Source organism: Priestia sp. J2 (genome assembly GCF_020790095.1).
GTDB classification, from domain to species: domain Bacteria; phylum Bacillota; class Bacilli; order Bacillales; family Bacillaceae_H; genus Priestia; species Priestia zanthoxyli.
On record NZ_CP086208.1, the window covers coordinates 3,780,462 to 3,802,335 of the forward strand.

Annotated in this window: 24 protein-coding genes; 9 read left to right on the forward strand and 15 right to left on the reverse strand. The window is 37.8% G+C overall.

Annotated elements, in window-relative coordinates; all coding sequences use genetic code 11:
* Nucleotides 1-327 precede the first annotated feature (327 nt).
* The 4 genes from LJY09_RS19615 to LJY09_RS19630 all read right to left on the reverse strand — a co-directional run bounded on the left by LJY09_RS19615 (nucleotide 328) and on the right by LJY09_RS19630 (nucleotide 3,755).
* Nucleotides 328-1,179 (reverse strand): VOC family protein, encoded by an 852-nt coding sequence (locus LJY09_RS19615; protein ID WP_154989807.1) that lies wholly within the window; start codon nucleotides 1,177-1,179, stop codon nucleotides 328-330.
* 207 nt (nucleotides 1,180-1,386) lie between these two features.
* Nucleotides 1,387-2,325 carry an MBL fold metallo-hydrolase gene (locus LJY09_RS19620; RefSeq protein ID WP_028415077.1) on the reverse strand — a complete coding sequence of 313 codons (939 nt, stop codon included), beginning with the start codon at nucleotides 2,323-2,325 and terminating at the stop codon, nucleotides 1,387-1,389.
* Between the two features lie 24 nt (nucleotides 2,326-2,349).
* A complete protein-coding gene (locus tag LJY09_RS19625; protein WP_033579879.1) occupies nucleotides 2,350-3,276 on the reverse strand; it encodes a DMT family transporter in 927 nt (308 codons plus the stop codon).
* Nucleotides 3,273-3,755 carry a GNAT family N-acetyltransferase gene (locus LJY09_RS19630; RefSeq protein WP_154973186.1) on the reverse strand — a complete coding sequence of 161 codons (483 nt, stop codon included), beginning with the start codon at nucleotides 3,753-3,755 and terminating at the stop codon, nucleotides 3,273-3,275. The genes LJY09_RS19625 and LJY09_RS19630 overlap by 4 nt, the downstream gene beginning before the upstream one ends.
* A 220-nt stretch (nucleotides 3,756-3,975) precedes the next feature.
* Between LJY09_RS19630 and LJY09_RS19635 the strand changes: the two genes are divergently transcribed.
* The gene (locus LJY09_RS19635; protein ID WP_028415080.1) at nucleotides 3,976-4,596 is read left to right on the forward strand and encodes a LysE family translocator; all 621 of its coding nucleotides are present in this window, start codon (nucleotides 3,976-3,978) and stop codon (nucleotides 4,594-4,596) included.
* Between the two features lie 277 nt (nucleotides 4,597-4,873).
* Nucleotides 4,874-6,307, forward strand: coding sequence for an alanine/glycine:cation symporter family protein (locus LJY09_RS19640; protein ID WP_154973184.1), 1,434 nt, complete (start codon nucleotides 4,874-4,876; stop codon nucleotides 6,305-6,307).
* Between the two features lie 61 nt (nucleotides 6,308-6,368).
* On the opposite strand, the gene LJY09_RS19645 is transcribed toward LJY09_RS19640, so the two are convergent.
* Both LJY09_RS19645 and LJY09_RS19650 read right to left on the reverse strand, forming a co-directional pair.
* Nucleotides 6,369-6,821: a CBO0543 family protein gene (locus tag LJY09_RS19645; RefSeq protein ID WP_028415082.1), complete on the reverse strand. Its 453-nt coding sequence runs from the start codon at nucleotides 6,819-6,821 to the stop codon at nucleotides 6,369-6,371.
* A gap of 157 nt (nucleotides 6,822-6,978) precedes the next feature.
* Nucleotides 6,979-7,944 carry a bile acid:sodium symporter family protein gene (locus LJY09_RS19650; RefSeq protein ID WP_028415083.1) on the reverse strand — a complete coding sequence of 322 codons (966 nt, stop codon included), beginning with the start codon at nucleotides 7,942-7,944 and terminating at the stop codon, nucleotides 6,979-6,981.
* Nucleotides 7,945-8,236: 292 nt separating this feature from the next.
* On the opposite strand from LJY09_RS19650, the gene LJY09_RS19655 reads away from it, so the two are divergent.
* Nucleotides 8,237-9,343: a mechanosensitive ion channel family protein gene (locus LJY09_RS19655; protein ID WP_025750169.1), complete on the forward strand. Its 1,107-nt coding sequence runs from the start codon at nucleotides 8,237-8,239 to the stop codon at nucleotides 9,341-9,343.
* A gap of 40 nt (nucleotides 9,344-9,383) precedes the next feature.
* On the opposite strand, the gene safA is transcribed toward LJY09_RS19655, so the two are convergent.
* From safA to LJY09_RS19680, 5 genes are all read right to left on the reverse strand, one after another.
* A complete protein-coding gene (gene safA, locus LJY09_RS19660) occupies nucleotides 9,384-10,007 on the reverse strand; it encodes a SafA/ExsA family spore coat assembly protein (RefSeq protein ID WP_074677042.1) in 624 nt (207 codons plus the stop codon).
* A 137-nt stretch (nucleotides 10,008-10,144) separates the two neighbouring features.
* Nucleotides 10,145-11,509, reverse strand: a complete 1,365-nt coding sequence (locus LJY09_RS19665; protein WP_028415084.1) for a hemolysin family protein — start codon at nucleotides 11,507-11,509, stop codon at nucleotides 10,145-10,147.
* Nucleotides 11,510-12,122: 613 nt separating this feature from the next.
* A complete protein-coding gene (locus LJY09_RS19670) occupies nucleotides 12,123-12,353 on the reverse strand; it encodes a YuzI family membrane protein (RefSeq protein WP_016765278.1) in 231 nt (76 codons plus the stop codon).
* 114 nt (nucleotides 12,354-12,467) lie between these two features.
* On the reverse strand, nucleotides 12,468-13,187 hold the full coding sequence (locus tag LJY09_RS19675; protein ID WP_028415085.1) for an NAD-dependent protein deacylase: 720 nt from the start codon (nucleotides 13,185-13,187) through the stop codon (nucleotides 12,468-12,470).
* Nucleotides 13,188-13,199: 12 nt separating this feature from the next.
* Nucleotides 13,200-13,598 (reverse strand): universal stress protein, encoded by a 399-nt coding sequence (locus LJY09_RS19680; protein ID WP_013058676.1) that lies wholly within the window; start codon nucleotides 13,596-13,598, stop codon nucleotides 13,200-13,202.
* Between the two features lie 158 nt (nucleotides 13,599-13,756).
* Here LJY09_RS19680 and LJY09_RS19685 point away from each other — a divergent pair, with 158 nt between their 5' ends.
* Complete coding sequence (locus tag LJY09_RS19685; protein ID WP_013058677.1) at nucleotides 13,757-13,900, forward strand: hypothetical protein; 144 nt, start codon at nucleotides 13,757-13,759, stop codon at nucleotides 13,898-13,900.
* Between the two features lie 26 nt (nucleotides 13,901-13,926).
* Here LJY09_RS19685 and pfkA read toward each other — a convergent pair whose 3' ends face one another.
* Nucleotides 13,927-14,886, reverse strand: coding sequence for a 6-phosphofructokinase (gene pfkA / locus LJY09_RS19690; RefSeq protein ID WP_028415086.1), 960 nt, complete (start codon nucleotides 14,884-14,886; stop codon nucleotides 13,927-13,929).
* A gap of 345 nt (nucleotides 14,887-15,231) precedes the next feature.
* Between pfkA and LJY09_RS19695 the strand changes: the two genes are divergently transcribed.
* Nucleotides 15,232-15,909, forward strand: coding sequence for a C40 family peptidase (locus LJY09_RS19695; RefSeq protein WP_013058679.1), 678 nt, complete (start codon nucleotides 15,232-15,234; stop codon nucleotides 15,907-15,909).
* A gap of 134 nt (nucleotides 15,910-16,043) precedes the next feature.
* Nucleotides 16,044-16,586 (forward strand): 5' nucleotidase, NT5C type, encoded by a 543-nt coding sequence (locus LJY09_RS19700; protein ID WP_028415087.1) that lies wholly within the window; start codon nucleotides 16,044-16,046, stop codon nucleotides 16,584-16,586.
* Between the two features lie 150 nt (nucleotides 16,587-16,736).
* Here LJY09_RS19700 and LJY09_RS27740 read toward each other — a convergent pair whose 3' ends face one another.
* The 3 genes from LJY09_RS27740 to LJY09_RS19705 all read right to left on the reverse strand — a co-directional run bounded on the left by LJY09_RS27740 (nucleotide 16,737) and on the right by LJY09_RS19705 (nucleotide 18,082).
* The gene (locus LJY09_RS27740) at nucleotides 16,737-16,862 is read right to left on the reverse strand and encodes a hypothetical protein (protein WP_013058681.1); all 126 of its coding nucleotides are present in this window, start codon (nucleotides 16,860-16,862) and stop codon (nucleotides 16,737-16,739) included.
* A gap of 586 nt (nucleotides 16,863-17,448) precedes the next feature.
* Nucleotides 17,449-17,574, reverse strand: a complete 126-nt coding sequence (locus LJY09_RS27745; RefSeq protein WP_016765283.1) for a hypothetical protein — start codon at nucleotides 17,572-17,574, stop codon at nucleotides 17,449-17,451.
* 103 nt (nucleotides 17,575-17,677) lie between these two features.
* Nucleotides 17,678-18,082: a secondary thiamine-phosphate synthase enzyme YjbQ gene (locus tag LJY09_RS19705; RefSeq protein ID WP_028415088.1), complete on the reverse strand. Its 405-nt coding sequence runs from the start codon at nucleotides 18,080-18,082 to the stop codon at nucleotides 17,678-17,680.
* 118 nt (nucleotides 18,083-18,200) lie between these two features.
* Here LJY09_RS19705 and LJY09_RS19710 point away from each other — a divergent pair, with 118 nt between their 5' ends.
* The 3 genes from LJY09_RS19710 to LJY09_RS19720 are packed head-to-tail and all read left to right on the forward strand — an operon-like array spanning nucleotide 18,201 to nucleotide 21,874.
* Nucleotides 18,201-19,637, forward strand: a complete 1,437-nt coding sequence (locus LJY09_RS19710; protein WP_228307409.1) for a spore germination protein — start codon at nucleotides 18,201-18,203, stop codon at nucleotides 19,635-19,637.
* Between the two features lie 15 nt (nucleotides 19,638-19,652).
* Nucleotides 19,653-20,750: a GerAB/ArcD/ProY family transporter gene (locus LJY09_RS19715; protein ID WP_098113576.1), complete on the forward strand. Its 1,098-nt coding sequence runs from the start codon at nucleotides 19,653-19,655 to the stop codon at nucleotides 20,748-20,750.
* Nucleotides 20,747-21,874 (forward strand): Ger(x)C family spore germination protein, encoded by a 1,128-nt coding sequence (locus tag LJY09_RS19720; RefSeq protein ID WP_098113575.1) that lies wholly within the window; start codon nucleotides 20,747-20,749, stop codon nucleotides 21,872-21,874. Before LJY09_RS19715 ends, LJY09_RS19720 begins: the two co-directional genes overlap by 4 nt.

Sequence of the window (21,874 nt, forward strand, 5' to 3'; positions counted from 1 at the left end):
ATACAAGATAGCGCTCGTCTGAAGTTAATCTAAGCCAATGTTTCACTTTATATCTCACAGGTTTCCGCTCCCTTCCTTCAAGGTTTTATATGAAAAGACTTTATATAAAGATTCAATAACGATAAGAAACGATGCTTGATATGTATTTTATTCCCACGCACGCTTGTTTACAAACTTTTTTAAGCATAAGACTCTTCGTTTATTTCCCTGAAAATAACACTATTTTCGCCATTATCATCTTACTATTTGAGAAAAAAGTGTACATTTCTTGCCTATTTTGACGAACATTGCGATAAATAAAAGCTGCCAACTGCGGCAGCTTTTATGTTAAAGGACTAATCTAATTATATTTCCTGATGGATCTTTTGTGATGAAATCTTGGTTTTCTTTAGACACAGCTGCTCCGATTTCACGAAGCTGATTTATTGCCTGTTCCCTTGCTTCTTCAGCTGGAAAAACAAGTGTAAATGAGTCCAAACCAACGCTGCTTTCAAGAGGACTAGGCGCTCCAATTCCATTCCAAACGTTTAGTCCGATGTGATGATGATAGCGCCCAGTTGAAATAAACAAGGCTTGATTATGGTAATTGCTCACAACCTCAAAACCTAATCCATTTCGATAAAAGGTTTCCGTTTGCTTTAATTCAGAAACGTGAAGGTGAATATGTCCCATTAAGGTAGCTGAAGGTAATCCTGTCCATGGTTTACCGTTCCCTTCAGCTAATATCGCTTCTGCATCTAAAGGTTTTGTAGCCATTACTACTTCACTGTCATTCCATTCCCATGTACTTGACGGACGATCTCGATAAATCTCTATGCCGTTTCCATCTGGATCTGCCAAGTACAGCGCTTCGCTCACTAGATGATCAGACGCCCCTTGAAGCGGATAACCGCTATTTAACAGATGCTGCAGAATACTTCCTAAATCAGAACGAGTCGGCAACAATAGAGCAAAATGATATAAGCCTGTTGTACGAGGCTGTTTTGCTGTAACGTTTTCCGGCTGTTCAATCGATAAAAGCGCCGTGCGTCCATCAGCTGTTAACAAGGCTTTGTTCTCTTTTCTCCCTAAAAGTTTAAACCCGATTATTTGCTGATAAAAAGCAAGTGAACGCTCTAAATTTTCTACTTTTAAATTTACTTTCCCAACAAATACATGGGGTGCACGGTGAAAGTTCATGATTATTTCTCCTTTTAAATAGATCATTTTTTAATTAACTTACTTTATGTAACTTATTATATTTTTATAACTTTGTTTCGTCAAGTTATTTATTTTAGTATCATAACTTAAAACTCATATCACAGCATAACCAATTAAATAAGCCCGCCTGCTCATAATATAGTATGAACAGGCGGGCTTATTTACCATTATGCTATGCATAAACTATTAAAACAGTTCTCTGCTTTTACGTTTGACATTTCCATTAACAAAATACTGTATTCTCTCTTTTTGCTCATTTGTTGGCTTCTTATACGTTTCACATTCAAACTGAAAACATGCTTTTTCTAAATCGACTTCATTTCCTACAATTTCTCCAATCGCACTCAATTGGTTTAAATCTCTCCAAAGTTCCTCAGAAGTTTCAGGGTCAAAATGAGATGAAAGATAATACTGCGCATCATATTTTTTAAGTTCTCTCTGAATCCGCTCAAGGTCTTCTTTATCATAACTCCAGTCACCGCTATAAAAATCTGGACATAGACAATCACCTAAAAACAGTACTTTTTCTTTGGGGACGTAGACAACGGACGAGTCCTGCGCGTGTACCCCTCCAATATGCTGAATGCAACAAGTGATTCCACCTAGGTCAACTTCCATATGATGATGAAACGTTACGTCCGGCTCCCGTAAAATTAACGTCTCTCGACACGGCATTTCTTTCTTTATCATATCCCGGCAAAATTCGATTTCCTCCCCTTCCTGGACGCGTTTATCCAAGGAATCATCGTCCCAGCGCAGTGTCTTTAAATAGGCCAGCTTTTTCTTCGTCAAATGATGGCTGATTGTATATTTGTTCATTGCATGAATGCCAAATGTATGATCCCAGTGCCAATGCGTAATAGCTACTCCTTTGATTGGAGGGGCTCCCATTTTTTCCACTTCTTCTAAAAATGATGATGCATGCGCAGGAGAATTCCCAGCATCTACGAGGAAACTATACTTCTCCCCGCATATAAGCCCGAGCACCGGCCGATCCGTTTCTTCAGAATGAGGAAAGTAATAAACGTGGTCCGTTAGTTTTTTCAGCATATTTACACCTGCTTTATGTAGTTTAATAAAAACCTCTTTACTAAATGGTAAATAATGATAAATAAACTGTATCATACTCGGTGCTGCTTGCCTATCCCATTAGCTGATATTCGACTTTTCTTGAAAAGCTATAACTTTTTCGGGCTCTGCTGCTTTGTACTTTAAGAAGATCATCACACTAATCATCACAATCATTCCTCCCGCTAGCTGAGAAATGGTTGTCATTTCTCCAAGCAAGAAATAGGCGAGAATGATGGCACCAATTGGCTCGCCTAAAATAGCCATCGAAATCGTTGTAGCACCTACATACTTTAACAGCCAGTTAAATAAGGCGTGACCAAAAATATTAGGAATAAGCGCTAAAAGCAAAAAGATCCACCAATCCTTTGTGTCATACTGAGTCAGCGATACGTTTGTACAAATATTGTAAACAAATAGAACCAGTCCACCGATTAAAAAAACGGCGAAGCTATAGATGATTGGAGGCATTTTCCTGCATAGATCTTGCCCCGCCAGCATATGAACAGAAACGGCCACTGTACCTAAAACAGAAAGTAAGTCTCCGTAAAGAGCCGTTTTAGATACTCCGATATCGCCCGATGCGATAATCACCGAGCCGCTAACAGCCATTAAAATACTGATGACTCCTACTTTGCTTGTTTTTTCTTTAAATAAAAAATAAGCTCCAATCACTACGAAGACCGGCTCGAGCGCAGTCAAAATCATAGCGCTAGCAACTGTTGTATGTGAAAAAGATTCCATCCAAAACAGAAAGTGAAGCCCTAAAAACACGCCTGATACAGCTAGCATTAGCCATTCTTTTACCGTGCTGTTTTTAAAAAGAATTTTCATTTTTCTCCATGGTAAAAACGGTAAAAATAAAAGGACGGTAAACAGCAGTCTATACATTCCTAAAATAGAAGCAGGCGCATCCGACCATTTAATTAAAATAGAAGAAAAGGAAACGGCTAATACACCGATTAAAAGAAAGACAGGAGGCGGTAAAGGAAGAGTTGATTTATTCATGCCATTGCTCCTTTTAGAATCTCTTTTTTCATATTTACTACGGGAATATTCACTCCCCCTCTATGTACGATTTCTTTTTTCTCTATGTAAAAGCCGATTGATTCATACAAAGCTATATTACGAGAAACACTCATTCTCACCTTGCATGATAAACTTTCCTTACCACACTCTTTGGCGTATGTTTCTAACCATTGAATAAGCCGTTTAGCCAGTCCTTTTCCTTGAAAAGCAGGAATAACAGACAGACGGTAAAAATATAAGCTCGTTTCTTCTAGCGTAAAACGCGCCATCGCTACGGGCTTATTTTCGACGTATAAAATGACAGCTTCTTTTCCATGCTTTAACGATTGCATAATAGATTCCGTTGTTTCATCAAGAGCACTGGAAGGTGGGACAGAATCGCGATAGACGGAGAAGGCTTGCAGCATAAGATCGTGAACTGTAGCAGCGTCCTCCGGCTGTGCTAAACAGTAGTTCATAAATTTTACCTTCTTTCTATAAAAATTAAGTATATCGAATTATTATACAACACCACCTATTTTTTTCCTACACCTTTTATTGATTTTTATTAAGGAGAATAACCTCTTTTTACGCCCTTATATCCTCTTAGCTTTACTCCATTAATCTATTAATTCATTAGCACACACTCTTGAGAACTTTTTGTCGAAATGGTTAAAATTCTGTTGGGAGGGAATTATCATGACATTTTCTTGGCTTATACCTTACATAGCCGTGTCACTTATCATTGTCTTAATACCAGGACAAGACATGATTTTTGTAATGACACAAAGTATTGCTTCAGGCGTCAAAGCAGGCATCAAAACCGTACTGGGATCCATTACGGGAACATTTGTACATACTCTTTTAGCCGCAGTGGGGCTATCTATTATCTTTCAAAAATCAATTATTGCCTTTACGATTCTAAAGGTTGTAGGTGTTCTGTACCTGCTCTTTTTAGCCTACCAATCGTTTCGCGAAAAAAGCGGTCCGTTGGAATTAACAGAAAACGTTCAGCACCACCATCACTTTAGAAAAGGATTTGTTAGCAACTTAACCAATCCAAAAGTAGCTATTTTCTTCATTACGTTCTTACCGCAGTTTGTTAATTCGTCTCTTGGACATGTAAGTTTGCAGATGATTTTGTTTGGGATCATCTTTATCGCCGAAACGCTCATCATCTTTTCACTTATTGCGCTATTTGCTTCTGGCCTTGGGAAAAAAGTCAAAAAAAGCCGTATCTTTCAGCACACATTAAAATATGTAAAAGGAACCGTTTTTGGGGTACTTGGCCTAAAACTTTTATTTTCTAGCAACAATTAAGTAAAACAAAATGAAATTTCTTTCATCCCTGCTGTTATCACCTTTTCATACCCGCTTCATTTGTCATATCACCCTATTTTTCCATGTGAGGTTAGTTGACAAAAGACCAAAATTATTATTTTATATATATATAAGGTTCAGATTTAGCAACAAGATTCGACAAGGATAATGAAGAAAAACAGCGGGGAAATAGGGAGATCTATCTAAATAGAGGGAAAATTCTATAAATTCACGTTTTTTATTATTATTCTACTATAATTCATGAAGAGGTGAAACTATGCAAGAAGTAGTTCAAGGTTTTGTTAGTTCAATCAACGAATTTCTTTGGTCCTACTTACTGATTGCGATGCTGATTGCATTTGGTTTGTTTTTTACATTCAGGTCAAAGTTTTTACAAATTCGGTTATTAAGAGAAATGATTCGTGTATTAAAAGAAGGTGCGGATAGCTCTTCTAAAGACGGAATTTCGCCATTCCAAGCGTTTTGTATCAGTATGGCAGCCCGCGTTGGTACGGGGAATATTACAGGTATTGCGATTGCGATCGCTTTAGGGGGACCTGGTGCTGTATTTTGGATGTGGGTACTTGCCGTTATTGGTTCAGCTTCAGCATTTGTCGAGAGTACGCTAGCACAAATATACAAAGTAAAAGACAAAGACGGCGGCTTCCGAGGCGGACCGGCTTACTATATGGAAAAAGGGTTAAAAAAGCGCTGGATGGGCGGACTGTTTGCTGTCTTAATCACTTTATCCTTCGGCTTAATTTTTAATGCTGTACAATCAAACACGATTACCCTTGCGTTTGAAAATGCGTTCGGAACGAATCGTCTAGTGTTAGGAATTATTATGACAGTGGCTTTCGCTGCCATTATTTTTGGCGGAGTTAAGCGTATTGCAAAAATGTCAGAATACATTGTTGTGGTACTAGCTGTTGCCTACATTGCAGTAGCACTCTTCATTATTATTATGAACATTCAAGAAATGCCTTCTCTTATTGCGTTAATCGTTAAAAATGCATTTGGTTTCGAGCAAATTGCTGGCGGTTCTCTTGGAGCAGCTCTTATGCAAGGAATTAAACGCGGATTATTCTCAAACGAAGCGGGTATGGGTAGTGCGCCAAACGCAGCCGCAGCTGCAACAACAAGCCACCCGGTAAAACAAGGATTAATTCAAGCCTTTGGTGTATTAACGGATACGCTTATTATTTGTAGTAGTACTGCCTTTATCATTTTACTTTCAGGTACTTATACAAATAAAAATTTAAGCGGTATTGAATTAACACAAGCTGCTTTAAGCACTCATATTGGTTCTTGGGCAACAGGTGCTCTTGCAATTATGATTTTCCTATTTGCGTTTAGTACATTAATTGGTAACTACTACTACGGAGAAACAAATATTGAGTTCTTGAACACAAATAAAGCTTGGCTGATGACTTATCGTGTTGCTGTGCTTGCAATGATCGTGTTCGGTTCTATTTCTCAAATTCAGCTTGTATGGGACTTAGCAGACCTGTTTATGGGCTTTATGGTAGTAGTCAACTTAATCGCAATTCTCCTGCTCTCGAAAGTGGCCTTTGCCGCACTCAAAGATTATCTTGCCCAAAAGAAAGCTGGAAAAGACCCTGTCTTCTATCAAGACAGCATTTCTGGACTTGATAATATTGATGCATGGGATCATTCAAAAGATAAATCTAGCTCTAAAGAAGCGATCTAATAAAAAAAGCCGTGAATACTCACGGCTTTTTTTATTGTGCAAATTTACTTCTTTTTTTCTTCTAGTGAAGCAGTCTAAGACTAACCAAATACCTATAGTATAAATAAATTACGCTGTACGGAATCCAGTAGGAAAAAAATGTCCAGCCGAGATTCCATCCGTTTCCGTATATAACTCTTTCCATATACATATACGTTCCTTCTAAAAATGTTGTAAACAGCGCTATAAGAAAAATAAAAAAATGAGGCTTTCCGATTCGCTGGATTAAAAAAATCATATAGCTGGCCAATACAGGATAAACACCTAAATTAAAAGGCAGCGCTTCTAATGCTTCATTTTCTAAAGAAGTCCGGAGTTTCCAAAAGCCATAATAGCTCCCTAATTCATTGATAACGATTGCTAAAATGCAAAAAGCAGTTCCTACTAAAGGCAGTAAACGACGATTTCTAGGATGTAAATAGAGGGTGCCAAAAATCCAAGGTAAAACAAACGCCAGCGCTATATTGATAAGCAAGAATATCCGACCTTTTTCTTTCTAGTATGCCACACCGCAGCTTTTTCTAATCATCTCATTATCTTGAACGCAGCAAGTGTAAAAGTATCTTATCTCTGATCGTTAAACCAGAGTGCTTACTTTATGATTACTGTGGTTCGTCCCTTGCTTTTTTAATTTATTTTAATGAAGCAAATTCAGCGTCTTTTTTCTGGTAATAGTTTTGAACTAAACGCCCTGATAAAGCAGCTAATACCTGCTGAAATAACATCCCTAATACGACCGGTACAGCAACGGGAGCTGGAAAATAAGATACGGCTAATACGGCTCCGGCGCTAATATTTCTCATGCCTCCGCAAAACGTAAGCGTCACAACTTTTGCTCGGTCCCATCTTAGCCATTTGCCAATCATCCAGCTGAAGAAATAACCAGCTGAACTCATTAAAAAGACGATCACGATAATAAACAGCAGTTTTTTATCAATATGTTTTAAATAAGGTGCAATCACTCCCCCGTTTACCATAACCATCACACTTAACCCTATTTTCGAAACAGGTGCCAGCTTTGGTCCTAAGGTCTGCTTAATTGTTCCTTTTGTATATTGATTTAAGCACATGCCTAACAAAGATGGAAGGACAATCATAAAACATAAATCTTTGACTAACTTTAGCGCTTCCAAATGTACGGTGTCTCCAACCACCAATAAAAGCGTATAAGGAACGATAAGCGGTGCTAAAAGAGTATCAATTAAAATAATGGATAGTGCAAGAGGAATGCTTCCTTTGTAAATCGAGACCCATATAAAACTAGTCACTCCCGTTGGAATAATTGCTGCTAGCAAAAGACCCGTGCTTGTAAATACATCATGTGGAAAAATCACTTGGCCAACGCTCCAAGCCCATGCTGGCATAAAAATATGTAAAACAAACAGAGCCATAATGATTGGAAATGGACGATGTATCGTGGCATTTAATTGGTGAAAGTTTGAATTCAAACTTCCGGCAAACGTCATTAATGCAAAAAGCCATGGAATTAAGAAGGTATACTGACTTAATGATGAACCGATAAGAACTCCTATGAGCAAGCTGAGCGGCGTAATAAACGGCATCAATTTTTCTAGCATTCTATTTAATTGACTTAACAAAGCTTTCTCCCTCCAACGAACGTTTTAAATAAATAATAAGATAAATTAACGTTTATAATATCACCTATTTATTATACAACTTATTTTCAGACTATTGTCTGTCTCTTTTACTAAAAAGAGATATATTCATAATTATCACTTAAATAGATTTACAGGTATTTTTGTGCTATTTTAATAGGGAAGAAGCTTTTAAAAAGCATGAATTTAGGGTAAAGAACACTCTACATAGGAATGCTTTCAATTGACGGATATAAATGGACTGTAGCACAGTTTTGGTAACTAGGAGGATTGTATGGATTTTTTGAAGTCTCTATCATCGTTAGATGATTGGAAAAAAATCGTGATTGCGATTGGGATCTTTTTGATCTTTTTAATTCTTCGCAAGCTTTTCACGACTTATTTGTTTAAGTTTATTATTGGTTTTGTCAAAAATAAAAAAATCAATTTAATTACGAGCGTTTTAGAAGCTTTTGAAAAGCCGCTGCGCTGGATTTTTGTGATTATTGGTTTCAAGCTTGCTCTTCCCTATCTTCCCTTTGATGTTTTAACAGCCGATACGGAAAGACATTTAGTTCGTTCAGCTTCTGTTGGCCTTGCAGGATGGGGCTTGTATAATTTAGCTGCTTCTACCAATTTATTTTTTGCAACGTTTGCCAAAAATTTTGATATCCAAGTGGATCGAATCATTATTCCTTTTATTGAAAAGTTTATCCGCATCGTTGTTGTTATGCTTTCTATCTCCATCATCGCAGAAGAATGGGGTTTTAACGTAAACGGCTTTGTAGCAGGTCTTGGCTTAGGTGGTCTTGCTTTTGCCCTAGCCGCAAAAGACACCGTTAGTAATTTATTCGGCGGAATCGTAATTATTACTGAAAAGCCTTTTACCATTGGAGATTGGATTAAAACACCAAGTGTTGAAGGCGTTGTAGAAGATATTACGTTTCGAAGCACCAAAGTTCGAACGTTCGCTCAAGCAGTCGTAACGGTTCCAAATGCTACTCTTTCTAATGAACCTATTATTAACTGGGCTAAAATGGGGAAACGTCAAATTGCCTTTCATTTAAACTTGAATTATAATACACCAAAAGAAAAGTTAGAAACCGTAGTGGCAAGAATTAAAAAGATGCTGACTGAGCACGAAGAAATTCACAATGAAACGATTCTTGTAAATTTTGACGGTTTCTATGAATCTAGTTTAAATATCTATCTGTATTTCTTTACAAATACAACCGTTTTTGCTGATTACTTAGATGTAAAAGAAAATATAAACTTCGAAATTATGGACATTCTTGAAGAAGAAGGCGTAGAATTTGCTTTCCCTACACGCACACTCATCGTTGAGCAGGACGGAAAGCTTTCTGGCAATCCAAAAGAATTTCTAGAAAGTGCTCGAAGCTAAAAAAAGCTGACTTAGTAGTCAGCTTTTTTTCCTTTCTTCTTTAGTTTGAAATGAACATTTGAGTCCAGTAATGACCGTAGCTTCCGCCTTTAGCGTAACCTACTCCGATTTCGGTAAATTGACTTGATAGTATGTTTTTACGGTGACCTTCGCTATTCATCCATGCGTTAACCACTTCTTTTGGAGTTGCTTGTCCAGCAGCGATATTTTCACCTGCTGTACTGTATGTAATGCCAAATTTTTTCATCATGTCGAACGGACTTCCATACGTAGGCGATGTATGACTGAAATAATTTTTATCAATCATATCCTGCGATTTATAGCGAGCCACGCGAGCTACTTCCCAATTAGACTTTAAAGGCTTAAGCCCTACTTTAGCACGTTCTTGATTCACTAGCTGAACCACTTGCTCTTCGTATGAACTTCCCGCTTTATCTGTTGGTATGGTAATTTTTTGTCCCGGATAGATCGAATTAGGATTTTTAATAGCAGAATTCGCTTCAATCAGCTCGGAAACGCCCACCTGATATTTTACTGCTATTTTCCACATCGTATCTCCCGATTGAACGGTATGTACGGTTGCTGCTTGCGCAGTGTTATTAAGACCAAAAGCTAGAGTGACAGACAACAATGTTACTAATAAAAGTTTTGATAGAGTTTTCATACTTTTATTAAAGCAAATTGATTTCAAGATTCATAGCGGTAATATTATCCCATAGTTCCATCATATGACTTTGTCATCTTCCCTCCACACTTTCTTTTAAAAAAAGACGCACTGCTCTTTCGCAATGCGCCTTCTTATTATGAAGATAAAGCCTGTGACTGGTTCATGTCCGACACATTAACCGCTTCATCCGTACTTTGATGTACCTGACGTTTTTTAATCACATCAATATATTGAATGTGATGGCCTTCCATTTTCGTAACGGTAAAATCATACTGATCAAAGCTAAGGCTTTCTCCTTGTTTGACGTCATATTTTTCCGTTAAGACCCAGCCTCCAATTGTATCAACATCCGTATCATCAATTGTCGTGCCAAGCAGCTCGTTAAGCTCACTTACTAATAATTTTCCATCTACAATATAATGATCGGGTTTGACTTTCTGAATTAATGGAAGTTCATCCGCATCAAATTCATCACGAATTTCACCGACAATTTCTTCTAAAATATCCTCTACTGTTACAATCCCTGCTGTTCCACCGTATTCATCAATTAAAATAGCCATATGGATGCGTTCACGCTGCATCTTAAGCAATAAATCATGAATAGGAATCGATTCAATTACTTCAATAACAGGACGGATATACTGTTTTAAATCTATTTTTTCCTTGCTGTTGTTCATGACAATCTCGGTTAAAATTTCTTTCATATTGACCATTCCAATAATATGGTCTTTATCTCCATCGATGACCGGATAGCGGGTAAACCGTTCTTCTTGGACCATCTCAAGGATGTATTCGACCGTATCTTCCTGGTCAATTGAAACGACTTCCGTACGCGGCACCATAATCTCCTTGGCAACGCGATCATCAAAGTCAAAAATTTTACTTACATATTTAAACTCCGATTGATTGATTTCACCGCTTTTATAGCTTTCTGATAACAAGATGCGAAGCTCTTCTTCACTGTGTGCAAGCTCATTTTCTGAAGCAGGCTTTAGACCAAATAACCCTGTTATTAAACGAGAAGAACTGTTTAATAGCCAAATGAAAGGATAGGTTACTTTATAAAAGAGTATAAGCGGACGAACAAATAATAAAGTGACTTTCTCTGCTTTTTGAATTGCAAATGTTTTCGGAGCAAGCTCTCCGACCACAACATTTATAAATGTAACAACCGCAAAAGAAATCGCAACAGATAGTACTTTTGTTAACGCTCCGCTTATCCCTAGTTGATCAAGTAATGGTGACAGGAGATGCGAAAGTGTAGGCTCTCCTAACCAACCAATTCCCAGCGCAGTAATCGTAATACCAAGCTGGCACGCAGATAAGTATTCATCTAAATTTGAAATAACTTGCTTCGCAGCTTTTGCATTGCTGCTCCCTTCTGCTATAAGCTGATCCACTTTGGAACTCCTCACGCGAATAATCGCAAACTCGGTAGCAACGAAAAAAGCAGTTAATGCAATCAGTACCGCTAGTAAAATCAAGTTAAATATGTCCAATCAAGTTCCTTAGCTCGTTTAAAAACGAGTAAGGACTCACCTCCTAAAAAATAAAAAATTTGGATAAAGAACTCTATCCCTGTACTGATCACTTGGAAAAGTGCATATAAGGAGGAATCACATGATAAATGTATAAACATTTTTATATGGAGCAAAACTGCCAGCCTTTCTTCCTTATCTCACGTTTCACTCGTTAATCTAGCAGGTCATTCTTTATTCAGCTGTTCTAGATGTGAAGCAATGGCTCACATCGCTTCATTTCATGATGTTGCTTCAGCGCTGATTCTCTCTCCCAATTCATTTATAAAAAATTTAGTAGTTTACAATCTTTATAAAGTTAAAGTCTGTTAACGCCTTAAAAGAGCGATTATGTGATAAAGAGCGATATGCGTGAAGCAAATGTAGGTTTGTATAATACTGTATTGTACGCTTTGACACTGGTGCATATAATGCTACTTCGCCAACGTGGTACACTGCCCCATCCAATCACCTCTATTTCCGTATATCTAAAAAGATTTAGGAATAATTATCCTATTTCTTTTTAAACTTATTGACTTTATTTTAAATGTTAAAAACTTTGCAGTCAAACGTTTTAGTTAGTCTCCTGCCCTTGCTATTTACTGGTGCGGCGATTTTTAGCAGGCAAATAAAAGCTTGCTGCTACACAAAAAAAACCAAGGACAAAACAGATAATGGGGAGTTTCATACCTATCGCTTCAGCATAATAAGTGAGACTCCTTCCGTGAATAGGGACAAGATTCATTTCAAAAATCAAAGTCAAAACAGCTGTCACTTTGAGTGCAATACCAACAATGAAAAGACAAACTCTCAGGCCTCCACTCATATGCAAAAACATCCCTTCTATCCATTAGCGAATGGATGATGTACTACACCATATGATACATCCCTACACTTTATCACTAAATGCTAAAAAAGCGCTATGTCCATGCATAGACGCTTATAAATTTGCAACCACTTGTCCAATGGAATCATAGATAACCAAATCAAACAAATAATCATAATGCGTAGGTTCTTTATTAATGATCACCATATTTGTACGATTGTACCGGCTCACAAGCAGCGGAATCTGATTAATCGGTGCTACTTCAAGCGATGAACCAAGCACGATGAATAAATCAGATGACAGCGCTGCTGTAACTGCTTCATCGAACTGATGAATGGCATCTCCAAAGAGAACAACATTTGGCTTTAAAAGGCGCTCACACGCTGTACATTGTGGGAGAGCTGACTGATTTAAATACGCTAAGTCATACTCTTTTTTACACCTCGGACAATGAGCTCTCTTAATGGACCCATGAATTTCAAAAACGTTCGTGCTTCCTGCATCTTGGTGCAGCCCATCGATATTTTGCGTAATCACATGCACGGTTTTGGCGTCTTCTAGTTCAGCAATAAAGCGATGGCCCGTATTTGCTTTATAATGATGCAGCATTTTAATATGAAAAATTTCTTTAAACAGCGGCCAAAATTCATGAGGATACTGTTCATAGAAGTCAGCAGCTACTATGTCCACAAAGCTTTTGTTTTGGCGATATAAGCCATTTTGAGAGCGAAAGTCAGGTATGCCCGACTCTGTGCTCATTCCTGCTCCCGTAAAAAAACAAATGTGTTTAGCATCATCAATGAGCTGTTTTAATTCTTTGTACTGGTTTGACATTGCATTTCTCTCCTATTTAACAATTAGCACAGGAATTGTTACTTGCTGTGCTATCTTAGAACTAACGCTTCCAAGCAGCATGCCTTTTACAGGATTTAACCCTCTGCTCCCTATTACTACAAGGTCAAATGAATTTTGATTAGCAAATTGAATCACTGTTTTAGCCGCGTCTCCGTGCATAAAGGTGATCTCATACTCCACGTTTCCTTGCTTTAAAATTTCATCCGTTGTATGTATCCGACTTTCCCGTTCCTCGTCGCGGCTAAGTGATTTTAATCTTGAATCACCTTCTACTGCATAAATAACTTGAATAAAACTGTTTTCCGTAAGCTGAGCCAGCTGAACGGCTTTTTCTGTTGCTTTAGCTGCATGCTCTGAGCCATCTGAGGCAAGTAAAATTCGTTTAAACATCACGCTTCCTCTCCTCTTTTATAAAATGGTCTTCTCTCTTTACTATATCACTCGCTGTTCAAATGTAATCATTTTTTTGATTATTTCTATAATTTTTAAAATTATTTGTCTACTTTTATGATAAACTGAAAGAAAACGTGTACAGAGGGGATGAACCAATGTTTGGTTTTGAATTAATTTGCACTTTTTGCAAAGGGCTCGGAAAGCTAGCTGTTATTCCTGGTATCGGTTACATGAAAACATGCAAACACTGTGAAGGGACAGGGATGCAGTCAAAAAAAGACGAAACTCCTTCAATATAAGAAGTTTCGCCTCAGCAACACTGTGATTAGATTGAAAGCTCTTTAGATAAACGGTACATATCAGCATTGATATGGTGAGGTTCACCTAAAATTTCCATAATATCATAATCTACAATTTCATTTTTACGGATACCGATTGCACGGCCGCCTTTACCTTCTAGTAAAAGTTCGACTGCACGACCGCCGAAACGGCTTCCTAGCACACGATCTTGAGCAGTTGGGGAACCACCGCGCTGAATGTGTCCTAATACTGTTACACGCGTTTCAATACCTGCAGCTTCATGAAGCTGTTTCGCTACTTCATTACCATTGGCTACACCTTCAGCTACCACGATAATGCTGTGCTTTTTACCGCGCTCTTGTCCTTTTCTCAAACGATCAACCATTTCTTGGAACTCATCTTTTGCTTCTGGGATAAGGATTGTTTCCGCACCGCCAGCAAGACCTGACCAAAGAGCAATGTCTCCTGCATTACGACCCATAACTTCAATAATAAACGTACGCTCATGAGAAGTCGCCGTATCACGGATTTTATCAATTGCATCGATAACCGTATGAAGAGCCGTATCAAATCCTAGTGTAAAATCTGTTCCTGGAATGTCGTTATCAATTGTTCCTGGAATACCGATACAAGGGAAACCAAGCTCTGTTAGTTTTACAGCTCCCATATATGATCCGTCTCCACCGATAACTACTAAGCCTTCAATACCGTGCTTCTTAAGGTTTTCAATACCTTTTAAACGCCCTTCTTCTGTTTTGAATTCTGGACATCTTGCAGAATAAAGCATCGTTCCGCCGCGTTGAATGATGTCACCAACATCTCCAACTTCTAGCTTTTTAATATTTCCTTCTATTAATCCTTGATATCCTTGGAAGATACCATAAACTTCCATACCTTCATGAATTGCTTTACGCACAACAGCACGAACCGCAGGATTCATACCTGGAGAATCTCCGCCGCTTGTTAATACACCTATTCTTTTCATTACTTTCACCTCATCAAAGTCACATATATGACTACTATATTATAGTTCTACATTTTACCCGAGTTCGAACTTTTTGTGTAGTAATTCACAACATATTTCTTTGTTAAATTTTAAATGTACATACTTTTTCATATCTTTTAGTTATTTACCGTCAAATATTCAAAGTTTTTCTAGCAATATTACACATCTAAAGAACCCTTTTAATTACAGCTTTTATAAGACTATATTCACCTTTATATTTCATTTTTTTCATATATGTAATGAAATTGTAACGTAGAACACTGTCGAAAGATGATATGATGAATTTACTCAAATCAGGAAAAATTTTCAGGGGGTACTAGTTTTATGAAAAAAGTAATAGCAGCTCTTACGCTTGCTGGCGTTATTGTTTCTACTAGCCCGATTGTCAGCCAAGCGGCTCTAGGCGACCAAACGCTTCGCCAAGGCATGAATCACCAAGATGTTAAACAACTACAACAAACGTTGAAAAATAAAGGTTATTTTAAAGGGAATACGACTACATACTTTGGGACTGTTACAACTTCTGCTGTAAAATCATTTCAGCGCAAAAATGGACTAGCAGCAGATGGTATTGTCGGAAAAGGAACGTACGCTAAACTAGGCGTTTCAGCAAAGGGCAAATCGTCTTCTAGCTCAGCGCGCTATAACCCTAACGCAGTGATTAACAAAGGAAAACAGTACATGGGCGTTCGCTATCGCTGGGGCGGAACAACGCCAAGCGGCTTTGACTGCAGCGGTTTTATTGGCTATGCGTTCAAACATGGCGGCGGGGTTCAGCTTCCTCGGACAGTAGCTCAAATTTACCAAAAAGGAACGCGCGTCTCAAGTCCAAAAGCTGGAGATATTGTGTTCTTCCAAACCTATACAAAAGGGCCTTCCCATGCAGGAATTTATTTAGGAAACAACCAGTTTCTTCACTGTTCTTCATCTAAAGGTGTGAGCATCTCTTCTCTAAAAGAGAGCTATTGGAGCAAACGCTATTTAGGTGCTAAAAGAATGTAGTTTCGATAAAAAGGGCAAGCTGTGCGATTTTGATGCGGCTTGCTCTTTTTCTGCATGTAAAAGATTTGGTATAGTAGAAGCAGCGCATTACAAAACCAAGCGTGTAGATGAATACTGTAAAGGAAGTTGAATAAATGCACACCCTTTTAATTGACATGGATTCTGTCATTTGTGATCTTATGACGGATTGGCATAACCAATATAACAAAGATTATTGCGACAGCTTATCGGTTGAAAAGTTAAAATGCTGGGAATCAGAAAAGTATGTAAAGCCGGAATGCGGCACAAAGATTTATGACTACCTCGATCAGCCGGGGCTTTTTTTACATTTACAACCTCTGCCTCATGCTGTTGAGGTTCTTAAACGACTTTATGAAAGGTTTTCCATTTTAATTGTCACAAGCAGCCGTACCTATGCTTATACAGAAAAAGAGCAGTGGGTTGAAAAACACCTTCCGTTTATCGGAAAGTACAATATCGTGTTTACACACCAAAAAGATAAAATATACGGAGACTTGCTATTTGATGATGCACCGCATAATTTGAAGGCTTTTCAAGCTACAGGTCGCCATGCTGTTGCCATGAGCTACCCATACAACGAAGAAGTAAATGTCCCTCGCGTGGACGATTGGCTTCAGTTTGAACAGTACGTAAATACTTATTTCAACGAATGTTAATCAAAAAAACACGTAGACTTTGTCATCAGAGAATGAATGCAGTGCGTTTGTGAGCACAGCTATAAGCATAAAAAAACCGCCTTTTGGGCGGTTTTTGACGGATAGCCCCCTAAGGGTTATCCGCTTTTTATTTAAAAAAGATATCGTTTTTTAGTACTTATCAGCTGATGAAAAAAAGTCCATAATGGCATGGATAATTTCAACGGACTGAAAAGAAAACAATGATATGGCTGTTAATGAAAAGAAACCAATCATGGCCATACGTACAAGTAACATAGACTAATCGCCTCCCTGTTTTGAACTAAATGAACGCACCCAAAACAATTCGCTATCTGTCTTTGTTTGTACGACGTTTTCGCCAAGCAAAGGCAGCTCATTCACTGCGTGTAACAATGACAATGAATCTTCATCTTTCTCTTAAAGACTAAGCGTATAGTTAGTATATCAAATGAAACTTTTTCTTCAAGGCTATACTAGCGGTAAAAAAGGAAATAGTATGAAACGATGCGTTTTATCTTTACTTCATACAATTCAGTACCCTAATATTTATTATATTAAACCTTTTAGAAAAATTGCTACTATAATATCTTTTTTATAAAAAAGATATTAAGACCTAACTAAATTATTCCAATCCAAAGACGAACAAACGAGATAAATAATCTCAACTGCTTGTTACGTTGCTGTTGATTTCCTTGTAAGACTTCGCTTTCCCCAGGCGGCTGATGAGCCTCCTCGTCTACATACATAAAATCTACGTTCACTATATCAATGAAAAAATCCGAATGCGTTGGATTCTCCAGCAAGAATCAAACGCGTTCGGATCTTCCTTCAACTAAAATAATTTTGCCCCAGATTCTTCACATTATCGACACGTACTGTAATACTCATTAACAATGTCTAAAATAGTTGGGTATTCTTCCACCCATGTAAAGTTTGTTTTTTCGTTTTCTTTTTTTACTGTTTCTTGTTCTGCACCGATCTTTTCCATTATTCAATCTCTCCCTTTAACTGTTATATAACATTTATATTAACTAAACTTTGTTTTATAACAACTTTAAAAAGAAAGTTGGACAATGACGTATGAAAAAAAGTTATTGCAGGGATAAAATTTTCACATAATACGTACGGTTCCTCGGTCCATCAAACTCACAAAAATAAATTCCTTGCCACGTTCCTAGCAGCAGCTGCCCATCGTGAATGATTATATGCTGAGAGGGGCCGACCGTGCTCGCTTTGAGATGTGCCGCCGTATTTCCTTCCATATGAAGATCTAACTTATGTTCCCAAGGATATACTTCATCGAAGCGTCGGATCATATCCGTTTTTACATCGGGATCCGCATTTTCATTAATTGTTATACCAGCGGTTGTATGAGGACAGTAAACAACTACAGCCCCTTCTTTTAATCCTTCTGTTCTTATTACTGCTTGTACATGACTCGTAACGTCGATCATTTCGTCACGCTTATTCGTTTTTAACGTAAATGAATGTAGCATACCATCACCTCTTTTCTTTACCATAACATATCTTTTCTATTCTTCCACATTTTTCGCATAACTCGTTTTTACATCGTAAACACTAAGCTCATTAATACAACAGGCGGTGAGTTTATTTATGCTTGATTCAAAATTTCAGCCCAATGCAGACTACACCGTTCAAACGTTTCTAGATTTGGTGGGTCAAAATACAGATGTTGGTTCCAAAAAATTATGGCTGTCCCCCACAAAATATATATGCATTATTTATCTCCAAGGATTAGTCGACGGAGAAAAACTTGATAATCTCACTCAGCATATTGTTGAGACCAAAGCAAAAAGTGAAACGCAAACACTCGATGACATCGATTCGTTTATTTCTGTCATTAAAGACAAAGAAGTTTATACATACAAGCAAGCGATCTCGTGTTTTTTTAAAGGTCAGCCCTTGCTGTTCATTAGCAAAAGCACCACGGCATATTCGCTGAATATGTCTATGACCAAACAGCGCTCTTTAAGTGAACCTACAACAGAAAAAGTAGTGCGTGGCCCTAAAATTGCGCTTATCGAAAACTTAGATGAAAACCTTGGTCTTTTAAGGCAGCGTTCTACCGAAGAAGAAATGGTTATTGAAGACATTTACATTGGAAATACAAAGGAACATCGAACAAGTATCGTTTTTCATAATAAACACTGTCAAACTCACATCGTGAATCAAGTCCGAGAGAAATTATTAGATATTCCTTTAGATAACATTCAAGACTCAGGAATGATTGAAGAATTTTTAGAAGAAGCACCCTACTCACCGTTCCCTCAAGTGCAAAACACAGAAAGACCGGATCGCGTTCTCGCTGCGGTGAATGAAGGGCGAGTAGCCATTTTAGTAGATGGCTCTCCTTTTGCTCTTTTAGTACCTACAACTTTCGATATGATTATGAAATCACCCGATGATTATTACGAAAGATGGATAGCGGGTTCGTTGCTGAGATTACTAAGGTACTTGTCTATTTTTATTACCCTATTCTTTTCAGCTATTTATATTTCACTCGTTTCGTTTAACCAAGGTCTGCTTCCGACGGAGCTAGCTATCACTATTGCGGCTACACGAGAAAACGTTCCTTTTTCTCCTTTTATCGAAGCAGTGGTCATGGAAGTGACGCTTGAATTATTGCGCGAAGCCGGGCTGCGTCTCCCTACTCCTGTCGGACAAACAGTTGGACTTGTAGGAGGGGTTGTGATTGGTCAAGCAGCGGTGGAAGCCCATATCGTTAGCTCCGTTATGATTATTGTTGTATCCGTATCGGCAATTGCGTCCTTTACCGTTCCTCAGTATGGAATTGGCCTTTCGTTTCGAATTTTGCGTTTCGTATCTATGATGATTGCAGCAATCTTTGGATTATACGGAGTTACCATGTTTTTCCTTGTTCTTGTCATTCATCTAACTAAGCTCGAAAGTTTTGGTATAGCCTACTTTAAACCGTTTTTTGCGTTAAATAAAAAAGCGTGGAAAGACTCTTATGTTCGTCTTCCAAACAAAAGCCTAAAACAGTCTAAAAATAAATCAAAACAAAACTAACAAAAGGAGGACCATATGCAACAATCACAATCAAGCAAGCTTCTTTCAGATTTTTACGCCATTTCAATTATTTCTTCAACTATGCTTGGCGTCGGTTTATTAACACTGCCAAGCAGTATTACAAACCAGACAAATAATGCAGACGGATGGATTGTACTGATTATGGACGGTCTTTTGTTTATTGGAATTGTTCTTTTTTTAGTCTGGATGGTTAAGTATTTTACAATTAGCTGTATGTTTGATTTTACACAGGAAGTAACCGGCAAGATAATTGGAAATATCTTCAACTTTGCTATGGTCGTTTATTTTACATCTGTAGCAAGCTTTGAAGTAAGAGCTATGGCAGAAATGATTCATTTTTATTTACTGGAAACGATGCCCATTGAATTAATTATTCTTTCGTTTATTTTGACAGGCGTTTATTTAATCACGGGAGGTATTGATTCTATTGGAAAAGTAATGGCACTATGTTTTCCTGTAACGGTCATCATTCTTCTTACCTTATACGCTCTTAGCATCGGTATGGTGGATTTAAAAAACTTGCAGCCTGTATTAGCTGACGGATTCAGCCCGCTTCTTGCTGCCTTTACAACCGTCTCTGTTTCTTTTTTAGGGATTGAAACCATTGTCTTTCTTCCGAAGCATATGAAAAATAAAAATCACTTACGAAAAGTTTCGATCATCGGATTTTCTATTCCTTTACTTTTGTATATTATCACTTACGTATTAGTTGTAGGCGCTTTATCCGTTCCGGAGGTAAAAACAACCGTTTGGCCCACGATTGAATTTGTTCAGACGCATGAAGTAAAAGGAATTTTCTTTGAGAGGCTTGAATTATTTTTACTTATTGTCTGGCTTCTTCAGTTTTTTTTAACTTTTGTAATGTATTTCTTTTTGGCTGTTTCAGGATTTAAAAAGATTTTCAAAAACCGGTCAACTACCAATATTATCTTTCTTGTGCCCATTTTATTTATGAGCTCGTTAGCCCCCAAAACAGCAAGCGACGTGTCCCATTTTTCAACGGTATTAGGCTGGGCATTTTTAGTGACATTTTTAGTTATCCCTCTTTTTTTCAGCACGTTAATGAAAATAAAAAAGGTTGTGTTCAAATGACGAAAAAATGTCTTCCTGTCATGATGACCGTTTTTTTATTATGCGGCTGTATGAGCCATCGGAATATTGAACAACTTGCTCTTGTTATAGGAGTGGCAATGGATATTACACCAAAAATCGAACCAAAAACAGGAAAAAATCAGCTTGTGCTGACTCATCAAACGTTAACCGAAACGGAATCCGGAAATATGTCTTCTTCCATTCCATACAAAAACATTACAACAGCCGGCCCTACCATTCATGAAATCACACGAAATATTTCGCTGAAATCTGACCCTATATACAGCCAGCATCAGCGAGCACTTTTAATAGGAGAAAAAGCGAGCAAGACAATCCCTCTTGATGCGCTTATCAATCAGTTTGTACGTGATAATGAAATACGGCGCAGCAGCCTTGCGTTTGTTACAAAAGGAGACGCTAAAAACGTTTTAACGATTCAAGGAATGTCTGTGCCTCCAGTCAACTTAATTTACGAGCTTGTTTACAATAAATTCAAAACGAATAAAATTCTAAATCCCTTAACCATGGGAGAGCTATCGGCTAAGTTAAAAACAGATCAAAGCTTTTTAATACAGCGGCTTTCTAAAATAAAAAACAGCGTTGAAATAGACGGCGCGGCAATCATAAAAGATAAAAAAGCAAAATTCACCTTAACTCAGCACCAAGTGGAGGCTTTAACGTGGTTAACGGGGAATATTAAAGGCGGAATTATTTACGGCAAACACGGTCCATACCCCTTTTCCTATGAAATTGGAGATGTTCAGCAAGATGTGAAGGCCCGCATTGATTCAAATCACTCCCTTCATTTTGACATCAACGTTCAAACAAGCGGCAGGCTATCAGAAGATTGGGAGACTTCAAAACAGGCTCTTGCCGCCTCTAATGTAAAGAACACCGAGAAAAAAATAGAAAAAATTATTCGAAAAGACGCAGAAAAAACACTTCGCTTATTACAAAATAATTACAAAGCTGATGTGCTTGACCTGCATAATTACGTACGAATTCATCATCCTCATTTTTGGAAAAAACATCAGCATGAATGGGATGAAATATTTAGCCAGTCGACCATCGACTATCATGTCGATGTTCAAATTAAAGATTTTGGTACACAGGGCAGAGATTAG

Bases quoted from the DNA above. Each gene is read 5' to 3' on its own strand.
- LJY09_RS19615 (WP_154989807.1), bottom strand. From the start codon at position 1,179: ATGAACTTTCACCGTGCACCCCATGTATTTGTTGGGAAAGTAAATTTA.
- LJY09_RS19620 (WP_028415077.1), bottom strand. From the start codon at position 2,325: ATGATACAGTTTATTTATCATTATTTACCATTTAGTAAAGAGGTTTTT.
- LJY09_RS19625 (WP_033579879.1), bottom strand. From the start codon at position 3,276: ATGAATAAATCAACTCTTCCTTTACCGCCTCCTGTCTTTCTTTTAATC.
- LJY09_RS19630 (WP_154973186.1), bottom strand. From the start codon at position 3,755: ATGAACTACTGTTTAGCACAGCCGGAGGACGCTGCTACAGTTCACGAT.
- LJY09_RS19635 (WP_028415080.1), top strand. From the start codon at position 3,976: ATGACATTTTCTTGGCTTATACCTTACATAGCCGTGTCACTTATCATT.
- LJY09_RS19640 (WP_154973184.1), top strand. From the start codon at position 4,874: ATGCAAGAAGTAGTTCAAGGTTTTGTTAGTTCAATCAACGAATTTCTT.
- LJY09_RS19655 (WP_025750169.1), top strand. From the start codon at position 8,237: ATGGATTTTTTGAAGTCTCTATCATCGTTAGATGATTGGAAAAAAATC.
- safA (WP_074677042.1), bottom strand. From the start codon at position 10,007: ATGAAAACTCTATCAAAACTTTTATTAGTAACATTGTTGTCTGTCACT.
- LJY09_RS19670 (WP_016765278.1), bottom strand. From the start codon at position 12,353: ATGAGTGGAGGCCTGAGAGTTTGTCTTTTCATTGTTGGTATTGCACTC.
- LJY09_RS19675 (WP_028415085.1), bottom strand. From the start codon at position 13,187: ATGTCAAACCAGTACAAAGAATTAAAACAGCTCATTGATGATGCTAAA.
- LJY09_RS19680 (WP_013058676.1), bottom strand. From the start codon at position 13,598: ATGTTTAAACGAATTTTACTTGCCTCAGATGGCTCAGAGCATGCAGCT.
- LJY09_RS19685 (WP_013058677.1), top strand. From the start codon at position 13,757: ATGTTTGGTTTTGAATTAATTTGCACTTTTTGCAAAGGGCTCGGAAAG.
- pfkA (WP_028415086.1), bottom strand. From the start codon at position 14,886: ATGAAAAGAATAGGTGTATTAACAAGCGGCGGAGATTCTCCAGGTATG.
- LJY09_RS19695 (WP_013058679.1), top strand. From the start codon at position 15,232: ATGAAAAAAGTAATAGCAGCTCTTACGCTTGCTGGCGTTATTGTTTCT.
- LJY09_RS19700 (WP_028415087.1), top strand. From the start codon at position 16,044: ATGCACACCCTTTTAATTGACATGGATTCTGTCATTTGTGATCTTATG.
- LJY09_RS27740 (WP_013058681.1), bottom strand. From the start codon at position 16,862: ATGTTACTTGTACGTATGGCCATGATTGGTTTCTTTTCATTAACAGCC.
- LJY09_RS27745 (WP_016765283.1), bottom strand. From the start codon at position 17,574: ATGGAAAAGATCGGTGCAGAACAAGAAACAGTAAAAAAAGAAAACGAA.
- LJY09_RS19705 (WP_028415088.1), bottom strand. From the start codon at position 18,082: ATGCTACATTCATTTACGTTAAAAACGAATAAGCGTGACGAAATGATC.
- LJY09_RS19710 (WP_228307409.1), top strand. From the start codon at position 18,201: ATGCTTGATTCAAAATTTCAGCCCAATGCAGACTACACCGTTCAAACG.
- LJY09_RS19715 (WP_098113576.1), top strand. From the start codon at position 19,653: ATGCAACAATCACAATCAAGCAAGCTTCTTTCAGATTTTTACGCCATT.
- LJY09_RS19720 (WP_098113575.1), top strand. From the start codon at position 20,747: ATGACGAAAAAATGTCTTCCTGTCATGATGACCGTTTTTTTATTATGC.